At 52.9% G+C, this 17,296-nt stretch carries 14 protein-coding genes; 3 read left to right on the forward strand and 11 right to left on the reverse strand.

What is annotated here, in order from left to right; translation table 11 throughout:
• Positions 1-16: 16 nt before the first annotated feature.
• The 7 genes from AB4Z33_RS02195 to AB4Z33_RS02225 all read right to left on the reverse strand — a co-directional run bounded on the left by AB4Z33_RS02195 (position 17) and on the right by AB4Z33_RS02225 (position 9,946).
• Entirely contained in the window at positions 17-904 is an 888-nt protein-coding gene (locus AB4Z33_RS02195; RefSeq protein WP_442048318.1) for a carbohydrate ABC transporter permease, read from the reverse strand.
• Positions 904-2,043, reverse strand: a complete 1,140-nt coding sequence (locus AB4Z33_RS02200) for a carbohydrate ABC transporter permease (RefSeq protein WP_442048319.1) — start codon at positions 2,041-2,043, stop codon at positions 904-906. Before AB4Z33_RS02200 ends, AB4Z33_RS02195 begins: the two co-directional genes overlap by 1 nt.
• Complete coding sequence (locus AB4Z33_RS02205) at positions 2,033-5,020, reverse strand: extracellular solute-binding protein (protein WP_442048320.1); 2,988 nt, start codon at positions 5,018-5,020, stop codon at positions 2,033-2,035. The genes AB4Z33_RS02200 and AB4Z33_RS02205 overlap by 11 nt, the downstream gene beginning before the upstream one ends.
• 27 nt (positions 5,021-5,047) lie before the next feature.
• Entirely contained in the window at positions 5,048-6,163 is a 1,116-nt protein-coding gene (locus AB4Z33_RS02210; RefSeq protein WP_442048321.1) for an ABC transporter ATP-binding protein, read from the reverse strand.
• A 77-nt stretch (positions 6,164-6,240) separates the two neighbouring features.
• A complete protein-coding gene (locus AB4Z33_RS02215) occupies positions 6,241-7,614 on the reverse strand; it encodes an ABC transporter substrate-binding protein (RefSeq protein ID WP_442048322.1) in 1,374 nt (457 codons plus the stop codon).
• Positions 7,615-7,871: 257 nt separating this feature from the next.
• Positions 7,872-8,459, reverse strand: coding sequence for a thioredoxin family protein (locus AB4Z33_RS02220; RefSeq protein ID WP_442048323.1), 588 nt, complete (start codon positions 8,457-8,459; stop codon positions 7,872-7,874).
• Between the two features lie 161 nt (positions 8,460-8,620).
• A complete protein-coding gene (locus AB4Z33_RS02225) occupies positions 8,621-9,946 on the reverse strand; it encodes an ABC transporter substrate-binding protein (protein WP_442048324.1) in 1,326 nt (441 codons plus the stop codon).
• A gap of 336 nt (positions 9,947-10,282) precedes the next feature.
• On the opposite strand from AB4Z33_RS02225, the gene AB4Z33_RS02230 reads away from it, so the two are divergent.
• The 3 genes from AB4Z33_RS02230 to AB4Z33_RS02240 are packed head-to-tail and all read left to right on the forward strand — an operon-like array spanning position 10,283 to position 13,710.
• Positions 10,283-10,648: a 4Fe-4S binding protein gene (locus AB4Z33_RS02230; RefSeq protein WP_442048325.1), complete on the forward strand. Its 366-nt coding sequence runs from the start codon at positions 10,283-10,285 to the stop codon at positions 10,646-10,648.
• 38 nt (positions 10,649-10,686) lie between these two features.
• Positions 10,687-12,051, forward strand: a complete 1,365-nt coding sequence (locus AB4Z33_RS02235) for an extracellular solute-binding protein (RefSeq protein WP_442048326.1) — start codon at positions 10,687-10,689, stop codon at positions 12,049-12,051.
• Between the two features lie 18 nt (positions 12,052-12,069).
• Positions 12,070-13,710 (forward strand): FAD-dependent oxidoreductase, encoded by a 1,641-nt coding sequence (locus tag AB4Z33_RS02240; protein WP_442048327.1) that lies wholly within the window; start codon positions 12,070-12,072, stop codon positions 13,708-13,710.
• A gap of 494 nt (positions 13,711-14,204) precedes the next feature.
• Here the strand turns inward: AB4Z33_RS02240 and AB4Z33_RS02245 are convergent, their stop codons facing one another.
• From AB4Z33_RS02245 to AB4Z33_RS02260, 4 genes are read right to left on the reverse strand one after another with little or no spacing between them, the layout of a single operon-like run.
• Entirely contained in the window at positions 14,205-14,390 is a 186-nt protein-coding gene (locus tag AB4Z33_RS02245) for a YezD family protein (RefSeq protein WP_337098354.1), read from the reverse strand.
• A gap of 51 nt (positions 14,391-14,441) precedes the next feature.
• Positions 14,442-14,792 (reverse strand): 4Fe-4S binding protein, encoded by a 351-nt coding sequence (locus tag AB4Z33_RS02250; RefSeq protein WP_442048328.1) that lies wholly within the window; start codon positions 14,790-14,792, stop codon positions 14,442-14,444.
• Entirely contained in the window at positions 14,789-16,423 is a 1,635-nt protein-coding gene (locus tag AB4Z33_RS02255; RefSeq protein WP_442048329.1) for an FAD-dependent oxidoreductase, read from the reverse strand. Before AB4Z33_RS02255 ends, AB4Z33_RS02250 begins: the two co-directional genes overlap by 4 nt.
• 50 nt (positions 16,424-16,473) lie before the next feature.
• Complete coding sequence (locus AB4Z33_RS02260) at positions 16,474-17,127, reverse strand: nitroreductase family protein (RefSeq protein ID WP_442048330.1); 654 nt, start codon at positions 17,125-17,127, stop codon at positions 16,474-16,476.
• Between the last annotated feature and the right edge of the window lie 169 nt (positions 17,128-17,296).

Raw genomic sequence — 17,296 nt, forward strand, 5'->3', positions numbered from 1 at the left:
CTTTCTCGTATCGGCATCACTTGATGCCGGAATGCGCCATCGTAGCAATCACTTTTCCTTGCAAAATAATAAAAACAATCAAGTTCGGAACGAACATAATGAGCGAAGCAACGGCCGCTGCGCCCTGCATCGCCACATTGCCCGCGAGGTTGTTCGTTAACGTCGATAGGAAGAAAGCGAAGCTTTTCATCTCATCGTCGAGCATGAACAGCGAAGACGTCTCGACATTGCCCCAAGAGTTCTGGAACGCAAGAATGGCTACCGTCGCAATAGCCGGCATACAGACCGGAATGACGATCCGGATGAATACATAGAACTCGTTCGCTCCGTCGATTCTTGCCGCCTCCAGCAGCGCATCCGGAATTTGATCGATGAACTGCTTCAGCAGAAACACCCCGATCGGCATCGCCAGCATCGGCAGCAAATGTCCGAAATACGTGTTCATAATGCCGAGATTGCTGACGACCAAATACCGTGGAATTTGGATCACTTCCGGCGCGAACATAAGCGTAAGCAGAATCGTCGAGAACGCGAGCTTCGCCCCCGGGAACTTATGCTTCGAGATCGGGAAGGCGCATAACGCGCTCACGCCTGTCACGAAGACGACTGCCAGCCCCGATATGAAGACGCTATTGAACAAGTAGCGGATCATCGGCACGGTCGATCTGGAAGTTACCGACAGAAGCTCGTTAATATTTTGGAAGCTGGGCTCTCGCACGAAGAAGGTCGGCGGGTAGACGAACAGCTCATGGTACGGCTTGAATGCATGGTTGAAAATGTAGACGATCGGCAGCAGCATGAATACGGACAGCGCGATCATAAGAAGCGTCAGCAGCTTCTGAAAGCCGTCCATCGCCTGCAGCCTCGAGCCTCTCCATCGCAGCCCCAGAAGTCGTTGCACCATTACTCATCTCCCTTCGAGCCGAACAAGCTCCAGCTCAGTTTATTGGAAGCATACATAAGCAGAAGCAGAAATACCGATATCGCCGCCGCATACCCCATCTCGAAGCGGATGAAGCCGAAGTCGTCGATATGGTTAATAATGAGATGCCCGGCGTAACCCGGCGTCGGGTTGACGCCGGACAGCTCAACGCCGATTGCGCCCGTCTTGAAGGTCGTTACGATCGCCATGACGGCGCCGAACAGCATTTGCGGCTTCATCGAAGGGATCGTAATATACCAGATTTCTTGCAGCCTGCTCTTCATGCCGTCGATCTTGGCCGCCTCGTAATAGTCGCGGTTTACATTGAGAATGCCGGCCAGCATCGCGAGGAATCCGACGCCCATGCTAGACCATAGCGTAACGACGATCATCGAGTTCATCAGATAAGACGGATCGGTTACCCACAGCTTCGGCACATCGATTAGGCCGAGCCGCAGCAATACGCTGTTTAGATACCCGATCCGATCGCCCGTCAGCATTGGAAGCCAAACGATCGACATGGCGATACCGATCGTGAGCGAAGGGGTATACATCGCAAGCGCGAACCATTTGCGCAGCTTGCCCGGAAGCTGCGAGATGAGCCAAGCGAGCAGGAAAGCGGCGATATAACCGCCAGGCCCGACGATAATGGCGAACTTGAACGTGTTCGGCAGCGCATACTTGAGGAACAGCAAGTCTTGCGAGATCAAATATTGAAAGTTCTGCCACCCGATGAAACGCGGGCGGCCGATAGCGTTAAAGTAGGTGAAGCTAAGAACGATGGCAGCTCCTACAGGTACAAGTATGAAAGCGGCGAAGCAGAGCATGAATGGAGCAACGAATAGGTAGCTTAGGCGGAACGACCATATTTCTGCCAGCAGCCGCGCGAACCTGCCTCTGTTCCTGCGCTGCTGGGCCGCTTCAAGTGCGGCGAACGCCTTCGCTTGCGCAGCGTCAACATGAGGCGCTTGCGCAGGTGATGCTGGCGATGGCAAGGCAGTTACTCCAGCATCATGCGCTATCTCTACACTTGCCTCAGCCCGAGTGTTCTCAAGCTCGGGCGAAGCTGCAGTCGACTGCGGAACAACCGCGACGCTGGCGCCGGTTCCTTTACCTGACATATTCGTCCACTCCTTCCCACGGCTTATCGATATGCGGGAAGTCCAGCGTCTTCAGCGGCTTGCCCGTCTCGTCGATAAATCCGAATTCCTGCTGCTTGCGGCGCAGCTCGCGATTAATGTCCAGAATGGCCGTCTCGAGCGACGCCCGGTAGTTCATTCCGTCGATAACCGCGCGAAGCCATGCATTGTTAAGTTCCCTKCCCATGAAGTAACCTCCCGGCGGGTTCGGCTTCTCCTTGTACCACTTCCATTGCTCCAGAATGACATTCGCATCCTCGGTCTTCCATGGCAGTCTCACGAACGCTTCCACGTTCGACGTATTCCAGCGGAACGAAACGCCGTTGATCGATTCGAGGTCGGAGCCGTAACGCTCTTGCGTCTCGGTGCTGATCCACCATTTCATGAATTGCCACGCTTCATCTTTTTTATTGGAAGCTTCGAAAATGACGCCCGTCGTCTGGTCGCCAGCCGCCCAGCGGCTGATCGTCCCGTCCTGCTCCGGCATGCCCGGAATAAGCGCGATGCCCCAGCGTCCGTTAAGCTCGGGCGCTGCCGCGGCCAGCTGAACATACATGTTGTAATCCGCGATGCCGATCGGCATCGTCCCTGTCCGGAAGTGCTGATAGAAGCTCGGCACCTGTTTCTCCAGCGCATAGGTATTGAACAGATCGGTCCATTGTTTGAAAGCCTTGAACCCTTCTGGCGAATCAAGCGCCGTCGTGAAGCCGTTCGGCTGGAAGAATTCGACGCCGTTCTGATAGATGAACGGCAGGAACATTTGCGGATTCACATAAAAGTTCATGAAGTTCTGCTGCAGCGTCGGCAACATGTCATAGACATCCTGCCATGTCTGCGGAATGTCGAGGCCAAGCTCACGCATAATATCTTTGCGATAGTAGAGCACTTGGAACGACTGCGTCTCCGGTACGGCATAGTAGCCCTTATCGTAATAAAGCGCCTGCCAAGAACCTGGACTGAATCGTTCATACACTTCATTGAAATCCGGGAATTTGCTAAGATCGTACACGCTGCCCCGAATCGCGTAATCGACGGGCAAATCCTGCGACAATCCCAGCGCCACATCGGGCTGCAAGCCTGCCRCATTGGACATGACGAGCAGCTGCGCGTTCGGCAGCAGATTAACCTTCACCTTGATGCCGGTTGCCGGCGTGAACAGCTCGTCGGTCAGCTCTTGAAGCTGCGTCACATAGTCCCTGCCCCGTTGCACCCATACGTTAAGCTCCTTGTCATCCATATCGCTCAAGCTCTCGCGGGAGTTGAATGAATAAGCGAAGTTCGCCAGCAGGCCAACGCCTTTATCCACAACGGATGCCGTCATATCGGGGAAAGACTTTTCCGCAGGGACGATATAGATCTCATCTAGCAAGAGCGGCTGCTTATACAAATTGACAACGAAATTGTTGATTTTCTCATCAATCGAAGTAATCTCATCAATATGGTAGGGAATATCATCAGGCGTCTCCAACAAGGAGCGAATATCGGAGGCGGACGATCGGAAGCCTTCGCTCGCGCTGTCCTTGCGCCCGTTCACTTCGGCCATTTCGTCAGCAAGCACGTCGAGATTCCCGGCTGCGACTTCCAGCCGCTCCTTCAAATCCGGCAAGTCGCGATCGATCTTCCACGTCCGATTACGGTCCAATTGACCGCCGGTGAGCGACTTCAAATCTTGATCCACCGTGCGCAGCAATGCGCTTAAGTTCTCGATCCCTCTAACAATCGGACTTACCGTCGAATGGGTTAGAGCAAGCGACAGCGTATGCGTCCCTTTCTCCAAGTACAGCTCATACGGCTCGCCATCGTCACCTGATAGCACCGTACCCTTCCACGAAGCCGCATACGGGAATCGATAGGTTAGAAAAGCATCGAATGGCACTTTCCCGTCGATTAGTATCGTACGGAACGACGCCTTCTGCGAGAAGCGGTTTTGCAGCGTCCGCAGCGCGATTTTGTACAGCCCCGTCTCGGGCGCTTCGAATGTCCACGCCACCTCTTGGTTCGGCCAGTCCCAGCTCACGCCGCCGACCGTATTGTACGTAATACGCCCTTTCGCCAGCGGTTTCGTACGCCTGTCACGGTCCGACATCATTTGTATGGAAGCGTCGTTTTTGCTCGTCATCTGCTCCGCCTGCAGCGTAATTCCCTCAGCGGTAACAGGTTCGCTTGACTGATAAGCCGCGGCTACTTCCTCGTAACTAGGCAGCGTCTCCGGCGGAACCAGCGATATCGTATTCAGCGCAACCGGTTCATACCCTTCAAAGCGAAGCGTATGCTTGCCTTTCGTGAAATGCCATTTCAACGGCCCGGCGTAATTGGCTCCAGAATCGATGAACGGCATGCTCGACCACGTCGAGATGTCCACCGAAGTTGGACGAATCTGATCCCCGTCGTCGTTAACCTGCGGCAATCCTTTATCCTTGAACTGACGGTATAAAGTAATTGAAGACGCTTCGCGGAATGGCCGCGAGCCGTCGATCGTTACATCCCATACAACCGGGCGCGTATACCCTTTGCCGAGCAGAGGATGGTAATCGGCGAAGATCGTGTATATGCCATCCTGCTCCACATTGAACGTATATTCCACCCAATTCGTGTCGGTTGACTCCCAGATCAACACATTGCTTTTGCCTTCGTAATCGCCCGTACGAATGACCGAGCTATCCGATTGTCCGGAAGGAGCGGCCGCCTCGATAACAATCTCCTTATCGGCAGGCTTCACGCCCTGTTCTTCCAGCCCCTTGAGCACTTTCTCATAATAGGGCTCAAGATCGGCTGCGGCGAGCGACGTATCCTCCCACTCTACGAAGCCGGAATCGAAGCTGCTAAGCTTGAAAGGACCGGCATCGACCGTCGCGGTCGCGCTCGACGTCCATGCAACGAAAAACACTAGTAGTACGGCTGCCGCCCCTATCGGAAATAGCAGCTTGAACGTCTTAGAATGAATGATGGCGCGCAGCATCAGGCAGCACACTCCTTCCCGCCTTAATTAGATCTGAAAACGCACGCCGCTGTCCGCATCGAAGAACAGCGCCTTCGACATATCGGGAACGATGCGAATTTTTTCGTTTTCCTCGCAATGGTAATAAGCGTTCACCCGCACGACGAGCAGCTTATCCTGCCCGATGTCGAGATGGAGGAAGCGGTCCGCTCCCATGAGCTCGCTCACTTTGTATACGCCGGTAATAATCGCGTCCGAGAACAAGCCCTCAAGTCCGATATTTTCCGGCCTAATGCCAAGCGTGACGCGCTTGTTCACCTTATTGTGGTGAACAAGTACGCGCGCCGCTTCTTGGGGAATCGGCAGCGAGAAGCGCGATGTCTCGTACTTAAGCCTGCCGCTGCCCGGAATATCCTCCACGACTTTGCCTTCTATGAGATTAATTTGCGGCGAGCCGATGAAGCTTGCCACAAATGTGTTATTCGGGGTCGTATATACCGTCTCCGGCGTATCGATCTGCTGGATAACGCCGTCTTTCATGACGACGATCCGATCCGCCATCGTCATCGCTTCGATCTGATCATGCGTAACGTAAATAAACGTCGTCTCGAGCGTCTTGTGCAGCTTAATAATTTCCATCCGCATCTGCACGCGCAGCTTCGCGTCCAAATTGGACAACGGCTCATCCATGAGAAACACTTGCGGATCTCGCACGATAGCGCGGCCGAGCGCAACGCGCTGCCGTTGTCCGCCAGACAGCTCCTTCGGCTTGCGGTTCAAATACGCTTCAATCTCCAGCACGCGCGCCGCGCGTTTCACCGACTGCTCGATCTCATGGCGCGGCAGCTTACGAAGGCGAAGACCGAATGCGATATTTTCAAAAACGGTCATGTTCGGGTAAAGCGCGTAATTTTGGAAAACCATCGCAATATCGCGATCCTTCGGCGGCAAGTCATTGACGAGCTGGTCGCCTATGTAAATCTCGCCCTCCGTAATATCTTCAAGCCCGGCGATCATGCGCAGCGTTGTCGATTTGCCGCAGCCTGACGGGCCAACGAAGACGAGAAACTCCTTATCCTTAATATCGAGGTGAAAATCGTTCACGACCGTTTGCTTATCCTTGCCGTATCTTTTGTACAGATGCTCAATGCGAATACCTGCCATAAGCCCACCCCCTATATTTCGAAAAAACGAAGGGGACATCCGCAATTAAGGAGACGCCCCTTCCTTACTATCGTTTGTTATTGCGTTTTGCTAAGCGTTTCGAGTTCTTTCTCGATCGCCTCTTGCGCCGTTCGCAGCGCCGTATTGACGTCCTGACCGCCTACGGCAACATTTTTCGCCGCTTCGTTGATGAATTTGCGAACTTTGCTTTCGAACTTATGAGGGCGTACGATGCTGCGCGGCTCAGCCTTGAAGATGTTCTCGACCTTCTTGCCTGCTAATACCGGAATATCCGCGCCATACACTTTCTCCCAAGCTTCGTTCTCTACAGTCGGAACGCGTCCGCCACGGGACAGTATTTCCTGCGATTCATCGGACAGCACGTTCGCGATAACGTTGAACGCCTCTTCCTTGTGCTTGCTCGACTTCGTCACGAACAACGAGTGAACGTTGATCGCTTTGCCCGTTCCGAGATTTTCGGTGAAGTTCGGGAATGGCGCGAAGTCCCAGTTCAGCTCCGTGCCTTGCTGGCGAAGCTCCTCTAGCGGGCCTAGCAAATGCGCAATATTATAAGGAAGCATCGCTAGATTTTGTTCGTTGAAGAAAATATCGTCGTCGTTCGCATATTCGAATCGGCCGTCTTCACCGATATAATTTGGCACCTCGTAGCTTTTCTTTAACGTCTCGAACACCTTTTTCCAACCGTCCGTGGTCACGTCTGCCTTGCCCGTCGCCGGATCTACGATGTTCAGATCAAGTCCTGTGTTAATATTCGTAGGTCCGAACAAGTCAATGCCGATGTAGTTCACGCCGTTATCGTTTCTTGTCACTTGCTTGCCAAGCTCGATAAGCTCATCCCACGTCGATTGATCGTCCTTCGGGTACGAAACGCCGAATTTATCGAAAATATCTTTGTTGTAGAACAATACCGGCACGTTGATCGAGAACGGAATGACCGACAGCTCGTTTTCTGGCGAATATTTGGTGATCGCATCTAGAACAGCTGGTTTTAAGCGGCTTAGATCGACTCCGTTTTTGTCTACGTATGGCTTCAGATTCTCGACCAGGTCCAGATCCTTGTAAGTCGTTGAAACGGCCGATGTCGATGCGAAAATAATATCTGGCACAGTGCCCGCTGTAATGAGCGGCTCGAGCTCTACATCCTCTGGCGCATCTACCCATTCAAGCGTAATGTTTGGATATTTCTTCTTCGTCGGTTCTACGAGAAACTTCTGAAACTCCGTTTCCGTTACGGTAATGCCTGCGCGAAGCACCTTCAGCGTAATCGGCTCCGTGCTGACTTCCTCGGTTTTCTCTGTTTCCTTATTCGTACTAGAGCTTTGATCACCRCCGTCAGTCGCTGCCGGCTTATTGCCACTGCCTGAAGCGCATGCAGTTAGCGACGTCACGACAACCATTATACTGATAAGAAGAACAACAAATTTTTTCATTCCCAAAACCCCCATTTTTCATTTTCGATGTCTGTGGACAAATAAAAAGAAGACGCACTTCGTTTCGAAGCGCGTCTCCGTTTATACGGTCGACTCACATTACCAATAATTCATATTGTATTAGTCGGTTTTAAATTAGGCTTATAATAGCATCCTGCACGAATCGTGTCAAAGCCTTTTTTTTGCGAAAAAAAACCGCTACCGAGGCATTGTTCGCGTCAGTAGCGGATGTCCTCACATGCTGCTGTTCACTAGCCTTAGTTTAATACGAGATCACATGCTTCTTCCGGCATCCAACGCTTGTCTTTGCCTTCCCACTTCACATTGCAGCCAATCGGATTAGTGAGCGGCACCGCCACCTCGCGGCCTGCCAAGTAATCGTTAAGCGCGTTTTCCAAATCATAGGACGTGATTTTGTCCGCATCCTTCGGCGAATCGACAGCGCGACCCGTGTAGATCAGCTTGCGCTCTTGATCGAACACGTAGAAGTGCGGCGTTCTAAGCGCACCGTAGGCAAGCGCTACCTCTTGCTTCTCATCGTATACATACGTCCAAGGGAAGCCATGCTCCGCAATTCGCTCTACCATTTTCTCGTAAGAGTCGTCCGGATACGCGGTAACGCTATTGGAACTAATGCCGACGAATGATACGCCCTGCGGCGCGAACTTCTCCACCGTTGCGCGAGTCACTTCATCCGAGCCCTTAACGAACGGACAATGATTAGCCGTGAAGAACACGACCAACGCTTTTGAAGCGGTGAAATCCGCTAAGCTGTAATGCTTGCCATCTGTAGCCAGCAAGTTGAAATCCGGCGCTTGCTCGCCAATTTGTAACGTAAAAGCCATGAATACGTTCATCCCTTCTGTTATGAAATAAAATAAAAAAAGGAGACACTCCTTTGGTAGGAAAGTGTCTCCGGTTGACCGGTAGGCTGTGCTAATCCGATAATAACACATTATCCCTACCTGTCAAGTGTGGTTTTAATCTTGCGTATCGTGCTCTTTGATTAAGACTTCGTAGTTTCCAGCGTCTCCAAGTCTTTGTCGATTTTCTCCTTCGCCGTTCGGAGCGCCGTGTTAATGTCGACGCCTCCTATGGCCACATCTTTAGCAGCATCGTTAATATATTTGGTGATCTTGCTTTCATAAATGTTCGGCTTATGGATTTGGCGAGGCTCGGTTTTGAAAATATTCTCGATCGTCTTGCCCTTCAGCACCTCGATATCCGCGCCGTATTCCTTCTCCAGCTCCGGCAGATCGAGCACTGATACGCGGCCGTTGCGAGTTATGATCCGCTGCACTTCTTCCGACAGCATATATTCAATCACCTGATAGGCTTCATCCTTATGCTTGCTCGCTTTCGACAGCGTTAACGTATGAACGTTAATCTCGATGCTTGTGCCAAGCGCGTCCTCGAAATTCGGATGCGGCGCGAAGTCCCAGTTGAGCGTAATGCCCTGCTTGCGCAGCTCCTCAAGCGGACCTACAAGCTGAGCTAGATTGTGCGAATATAGCGCCAAGTTCTGATCGTTGTAGAACACATCGTCCTTATCCGCGTATTTGTACTTATCGTCTGTGCCGATAAACCCAGGAATGCTGTATAGCTTCTTGAGTGTCTCGAATACCTTCACCCATTCGGGCGAAGTGACTGCCGCCCTATTCGTAGCAGGATCGATAATATCGAGCGATAGGCCGCTAGCCAGTCTCGCCGGCTGCAAATCAATGCCGATATAGTTAACTCCGGCGTCCGCTCTTGTCAGCTGCTTCGCCGTATCAAGAATTTGATCCCAGCTCTGCACCTCCGTCGGATACGGCACGCTGAATTTATCAAAAATATCTTTGTTGTAATAGATAACGGGCAGATTAACCGAGAAAGGCACCTGATTGCCGCCGCTCTTCAGCTCGATCGATTCGTTCACGCTCGGCTTGATCTTCTTGTCATCGTACCCGAATTTTTTCTTGAACGGGGCGAGCTCTTCAGCTAGACCAGCCTCCTCAATAGCGGTGTACGAGCCGCCGAAAATAATGTCCGGGATAATGCCTTGCGTAAGCAGCGGTTCGATTGGATCGCCCTCCGGCACGTCGATCAGCTTCACCTTGATATGGGGAAATTTTTTTGCGATCGGCTCATTAAAATACTTATCGACCTCCGTTGCAGTAAGCGTCACTCCGCCCCACTTGAATACAAGCAACTCGACAGGCTCTTGGGACGGTTTATCCGTAGCGGCCGGCGTCGGCGTTTTCTGCGTCCCTTGCGCGCAAGCCGTTACCCCTACAACAACCATCACGATTAAGATAGGCATCAACCATTTTGCAATCTTACTTTTACCCATTCCTCAACACTCTCCTTTTGGCCAAATACAAACAAAAAAGACGGAGGCATACTTCCTGCTAGGAAGCACATCTCCGTCCGAACGGTCGAAACCGTATGCCATTTGGTAATACCAAGTTCTCTTGTGGGATTAAATATAGTTTCTTGGCAATCGAATTGTCAACCACAAAAATTATGCTTGACCTTCCAAAACTCGGGATGCTACGATTGTTGTCATAAATTCCAACTAAACAACTATGAATAATAATGTTTAGTTCCATAATCGACCGTTCTAACGGAGAAACACGATCCTTGTGCTTCTCCGTTTTTTTGTGTTGCTAAGGGAGGTGATGACAACATGATAGAGCTGGTTAGCGCCGAGCGCTGCATCCAATGCGGGCTCTGTGTGAAGGTATGTCCAACGAACGTATTCGATGAGGACGATAACGGCTTGCCCTATATTGCACGGCAGGAAGATTGCCAGACCTGCTTCGTATGCGAGGCGCATTGCCCAGTAGATGCGCTATACGTATCGCCTCAGGCTGATGTGCAAGAAGCAGTCGATGAGGAGCAGCTTATAGCATCCGGCCTGCTTGGCAGTTGGCGCGCAACGATTGGCTGGGGGCCCGGGAGAACGAAGCTTGCATCCGTCGATACGACGGAATTTATCAATCGGATTTTGCCTCCACGACCTGCCAGACCCAATTATAACAATCGAACATGAGAGATAAAACGATCTATTAGAGAGGGGCTATATGCCATATGAAACTGCGTTTGCTGACTGTCATTTCTTTAGCTGCAATATTGCTTGTAACCGGATGCTCCGCGAAGAGYGGAACTACAGAGGGACAGGCGTCGAATAAGCCCGCTGATGCCGCCGCTGCCCAGACCGATAAACCTAAGGAAGAAGCTCCTGCCGCTGCCGAACCCGTAACCCTATCGTTCTATGTAGGCGGAGGCACGCTTACCGATACGGAGTTCAAAATCTTCTTCGAGGAGCCGGTGAAGAAGAAATTCCCTCATATTACGCTCAAGCTCGTCAAACCTGCGGAAGGCGTTACGCCTGCTGAGGTGCTCACTTCAAGCGACGTTCCCGACATCGTTTACTTGACGAGCGGATCCTATCACGCGTTCCAGGATCTTGGCGTCATGGAAGACTTAACACCTTACATCGAGAAATATAAGTTCGACACGAAGCGCCTAAAACCGGTGCTTCTGGATACGATCATCAACTTCTCAAAGCAAGGCGAAATCTTCACGCTGCCGTTCTCCTCCAATGTCGCYGCTCTGTTCTATAACAAAGATATTTTCGATAAGTTCGGCGTGCCTTATCCTGGCGACGAGCAATTAACTTGGGAGCAAGCGCTTGAAATCGGTACGAAGCTGACACGTTCGGACAACGGCGTTAATTATATTGGCATTGACGTACAGAACGGCCCAGCCTCGCTGCAGCGCAGCTATGGTATCGCCGCTCTTGATCCGAAGACGGGATTGCCTGCGCTGCAATCGGAGCATTGGCAGAACGTATTCCRGATTTTGAAACAAAACTATGACATTCCAGGTTTCGTCCAAGGCGACAAATATACGTACGATCGCGATGCGTTCCTCGTCGACCAGAACGTAGCGATGCGCCCGACGCTGCTGGCGAATCTAATCGGACCGCTCGAGGAGCTTCGCGCACAAGGCAAACCGCTTAACTGGGACATCGCGCCGATTCCGAACTTCAGCGATAATCTCGGCGTGAACAAGGAAGCGAACGTTCACTCGCTCGTCATTTCCAGCGTCAGCAAACATAAGGATGTTGCATTCCAGGTTCTTGATTATATTCTATCCGACGAAGTGCAGCGCATCGTTGCACGCAACGGCCGCGTGCCAGCTATTGTTGCGCCGGAGCTGGAGAAGGAATTCGGTGCGGACATCGAGGTGCTGAAGGATAAGAAGATCGCTAATATTTTCACAACCCAGCCTTCGGTTCTTCATCTTGATCCTAACGAGAACTACGTTTCCCAGCATCTGAACAAAGCGATTGAGGACATCGCGCTGCGCGGAGTCGACATCAATACGGCTGCAAGAACAGCGGAAGATCTCATTCTTAAGGAGCTCGAAACGGTTAAAAAGACTAAATAACACCAGGAGGCGATAAGGATGAGCTCGAACGTTACGAAGCAACTAACGGCCGATGTACTCGTCATCGGCGGCGGTCCTGCAGGGGCTTGGGCGGCGTGGAGCGCCGCCTCGAAGGGGGCGAAGGTCGTGCTCGCCGACAAGGGTTACCTCGGGACGAGCGGCGCGACTGCGCCCGGCGGTACGAATCTGCTTTACTTGCCGCCGGATCAGGCGCTGCGCGATCAAGCGGTCGAGCACCGCTTGAAGGGGGGCGGCTTCCTATCGGAGCCGTCCTGGACGTATCGGGTGCTCGATCAGGTCTATATCAATCTGGAGCGGATYGAGAAGTGGGGTTACCCGTTCGTCCGCGACGAGAACGGCACCCCGATGCGCGGTCATCTGCAAGGACTGGAATATATGAATCTGATGCGGAAGGTCGTACTGAAGGCAGGCGTTAAGGTGCTTGACCAGTCGCCGGCGCTAGAGCTGCTAACCGATGAGCACGGTGTAGGCGGGGCGCGGGGCATCTCGCGCCTAGACGGCAAAGAGTGGGAGGTACGAGCGAACGCCGTCGTCATCGCGACCGGCGGCTGCGCCTTCCTTAGCAAGGGTCTCGGCTGCAACGTGCTCACCGGAGACGGTCTGCTCATGGCCGCCGAGCTTGGCGCTGACTTGTCGGGCATGGAATTCAGCCGCGCTTATGCGCCAAGCGCCGCCTTCGGCACCATCACGCGCGGCCGCTTGCTCGGCTGGGCTACTTATTCCGACGAGGAAGGCAATATATTGAACAGCGACGGCAATCGTGCCGGCATTCTGCAAAAATATATAAGCGAGGGCAAGAAAGTATACGCCGTCCTCGATAAAGCAGATACCGAAGAGAAGCGCAATATTTTGCGCCACTCCCACGCCGTATTCTTCCTGCCGTATGACCGTTCCGGCATCGATCCTTTCACGCAGCGGTTCCCGTTGACGCTGAGGTTCGAGGGAACGGTTCGCGGCACGGGCGGTATCCGCATCGTCGGCGAAGATTGCAGCACGACCGTAGCCGGGCTCTATGCGGCTGGCGATGCCGCTTCTCGCGAGCGACTAATGGGCGGCATGTCCGGCGGCGGCGCCTTCAACGCTTCATGGGCCAYTTGCTCCGGCACATGGTCGGGCGAGGCTGCTGCCGCTCACGCGCTGCGTCAAGAGCGCGATGCAGACCAGCGCAATCTACGCGCTGCCGGTCGCTATGGCATCCGCCAAGCTAGCGACGACAGCGACTCCGTTAATGAGCGTACACGCTCTTTATCGCAAGCGGAGCAAAATGAGCTAGTGAAGGCGTTGCAGCAAGAAGTATCGCTGAACATCAACTACTTCCGCAGCGTACCTGGACTACAGGCATCGCTTGCACGATTGCAACCTCTTTGGCAATCAGCTTCCGCCCGCTATGCAGGATCTACCATCCAACAGCGTCTCCGCTCGCGTGAGCTCGCTGCGATGGCCGCAACGGCACGATGGATGCACACAGCCTCCCTCGAACGCAAAGAGTCGCGCGGCATGCATGCACTGAGGGAATATCCCGAACAAGATCCTAGCCAGCTTCATCGCATCATCTTGTCCGGAATCGAAACGATAAACATCAGCCACGAGCCCGTACCCGGCTCCATCAAAGATAGAGTCATCCGAAGCATCGGCTAACCCAATCCCCCTCGAAGTCACGCCGTCTTCGAGGGGGAAACTCACAGACTGATATATCCTCATTCTGCACACCTCTCAACGCGGACTACCGCTCTCTCTTTCTCTTTAGCGCACTCTCCCTTCTAATCAGGCCTCTACCTTTTACACCCTTTAGCTCACTCTCCCCTCTACTCAGGCCTCTACCTTTTATACCCTTTACCACACTCTCCCCTCTACTCAGGATATCAACAATCTCCTCAACCTACCTCCTGAGCTGATGGGAGAGTGTGAGAAAGGAAATAAAAGCACCTTATTTGTTATACATCAATATCCAAAATTCAGTAGCAGCAAGGAAGAGGACAAAGCGAAGCTTGCGTACTATTTCTGAGCTGATGGGAGAGTGTGAGAAAGGAAATTATGAAGCATGAACGTTAAAGAAGGATGTTCCGGGGAGTCTTCGATCTTGCGAAGACGTGGAACATCCTTGCTCTGTTATTGATGGGTTGGTTGGTACGTTAGCGGCGTCTGGATTGCGAGGAGTGAGAGGTTTGAGGCGTGTCGTAACGCTTGCGCTCTGAACGCTCGATTTGTATGATTTTTCCGTCATGCACCGTAATGACAATCGAACCATACTCCGTGCCGTCCACCTGTGCTTTGACCCGTCTCAACCACTCGTCTGTCACTTCAAACGGTTTCCCCATTAGCTATTCCTCCTGAACGTAAAATAAAGGCTCTCTCCCCTTGCTTCCAACTTACTCCGAGGCTACTCTTCCCGGTCTTATCGATCGCAAGAGTGGCGTCGTATCATAGGAAGCCATCGATACTTTGCCGTTGGAGCCAAATCCGATCGCTGCTCGCCAACTGCCGAGCAGCCCCTTGTCGATAAGCTCCTGCTCATTCACTTCAATCGGCAAATCGGCATGATGGGCAACGAACAGCGCATCGGCTGGACAATACGCCTCGCACATGAAGCAGGTCTGGCAATCTTCCTGCCTTGCAATGACGGGAATACCGTCATCGCCGCTGTCGAATACATTCGTCGGGCATACTTTGACGCATAGATTGCATGATATACAACGCTCCGCGCTTACGAGCTCAATCACAGCCTTGCCGCCTCCTTCTCGACTACCACTGGAGAAACGATGTCATAGGAGCGCGGAGGCACTTGTTCCGGACGTATCGTAATATGCTCGATACCCGAAAGCAGAAGACGATGCGAAAGCGCTGGGTTCAGATTCGGATATTCGCGAAAACCATGCATCCCTCTTGTCTCCTTGCGCGCGAGCGCAGCCGTATACATCCAACGGGCAGTAGCAACCATTGCTGCCGTCTCCCGCGCTCGCACTCTTCCTTGAATCRTATTCGGCACAGACCCTTTAATAGCGGGCCAAAGCGAGTGAAGTCTCTTCAGCGACGCTTCCAACACCGGCTCGCTTCTGAAGTAGTTAATGTCCAGCGGGAACACTTCCTGCTGCACTTGCTCAACTACTGCCCTCGTATCAATTAACTCGGTGGACTGCGCATTTCGCTCTAGACCATAAGCTCCGGCAGGGCTCAATTGCCGTACTCTCGCGTCCTTCGCTTGCGCGAGCGCAAAGTCGGCCGCTCCTTTGCCTGACCATGTGCCCGACGCGATAGCCCATGAGGCGTTATACGCGCCGCCACCCGACCTTGCGCCGGCAGTCTTCTCGCGCGAGGCCGCGTCGCCGGCCGCGAACAGTCCGGCAACGGTAGTCGAACAGTCATAATCGATAAGCCTTAACCCGCCTGTCCCGCGAATCGTTCCTTCAAATCGCATCGTTAGCGGAAACCGCTGCGTGAAAGGATCGATACCGGCGCGATCGAAGGGCAGAAACCATACAGGCGTGGAGAGCCTTAAGATGCGGCGCTTCTCCTCGGTATCTGCATGATTAAGGATGGCGTATACCGGCCCCTTCAACAGCTGCTTCGCCATAAAATCAGATTCGCGCGGCCCGCCTTCGTGAAGCACATGACCTTCTTCATCGTAAAAGGTCGCCCACCCGAGCATCCGATTGCGAGTTATGGTGCCGAATGCTGCCGTCGTCGCATACTGTCTGCTGAACTCCATACCGGATAGATCCGCGCCGAGCTCGGCTGCCATCAATAAACCGTCGCCTGTCTGTACGTTACAGCCAAGACCTTTGCTTAGAAATGCGCAGCCTCCTGTCGCAATGACGACAGCGTTCGCGCGGACCTCCCAGTCTTTACCGTCCAGGCGCGAGATGCCGCGTGCTCCGCCTACGCCATGCTCATCCGTCAGCAGCTCCAGCGCGGGACATTGATCCAATATCCGCACGCCTGCCTTCAAGACAACCTTGCGCATAATTTGCATATATTCCGGCCCTTGCAAATGCGCTTTGAACAGATTTCCATTACCATCAAGAGGAAACCGATACCCCCATTGCTCCAGCAGCTCGATATTCAGGTACGCTTGCTCCATTAAGCGGTGGATCCACGGCGCTTCCGACAGATTGCCTCCGCCTTCAAGCCGATCCTCCACCGCCTGCTCCCGCTTCTCCTGATTCGGGGGCACATACAAGAAGTTCGTTCCGCCTGGGGCGGTTGCTCCGCTAGTCCCTAAATACCCTTTGTCGACTAACACCGTACGTGCGCCATGTGAAGCCGCGCTCCATGCAGCCCACGCACCTGCAGGACCTCCGCCGATGATCAGGACGTCCGCATCCAGTTTTACCGCAGCTTCTGTGGCTCCCATATCGTTATCCCTCCTCTCCACTCTTAATAAAAGTCGACGATAGTCTGCTTCTATTCTTGTTCGGACTGGCCTTCGCCGCTAACCAAAATCGGTAGAATGCTCTCACCTAGAGGACGGCGCGTATTCGGCTTCTCCTGCTCGTGGAATGAAGGATCGAGCGAGTCCAAATCTCCACGATAGCCTAGCGCTATAACGGCGTGTAGCGAAATATTCGCAGGCACCTGCAGCAATTCACGGGCTGCTGCCTGGTCGAAACCGCCGATCGCACGCGTCGAGAGGCCAAGCAGTCTCGCTTGAAGCGCGATAGACGCCCAAGCTGCGCCCGTATCGAACGCATGCGCTCCGTTCGGATCCCCGTTTTCTTTCACATTTTGCGATGCGACTAAAATAAGAACCGGCGCGTTAACCGACCATAGCTTGTTTCTCGGCTTAATAAAGGACTGGAACACCTCATGCTCCGCTTGCTCCTTCGCCACATAGAACCGCCATGGCTGCTGATTGCTTGAGGATGGGGCCCACCTGGCCGCTTCCAATACCGTGTATAGAACCTCTTCGCTCACCGGACGGTCTGCGTATGATCTTGGCGACCAGCGATTAAGGAATAGCGGATGCACCGGGTATTCCGGTTGTCTCGTCTTCGTTACATCAGGGCTATATGCCTGCTCAATGGGTTGATCCTCTGTTGTGATAGGTGTTGTACTCATTTCCTTCATCTCCTGTTCGATTAAAAATGCAAAAAAGACGCATAACAATCGAAACGAATCTCGATTCTCATGCGCCTCCAGTTTACTAGCGAGCGCTATTGCTTATTCACTCCACATATCCGACTAATACAATAGGATTAAATATAATTTATCATGAGACTACGAATTC

Origin of the sequence: Paenibacillus sp. 2TAB19, from assembly GCF_052115185.1 — a bacterium.
GTDB lineage: Bacteria > Bacillota > Bacilli > Paenibacillales > Paenibacillaceae > Pristimantibacillus.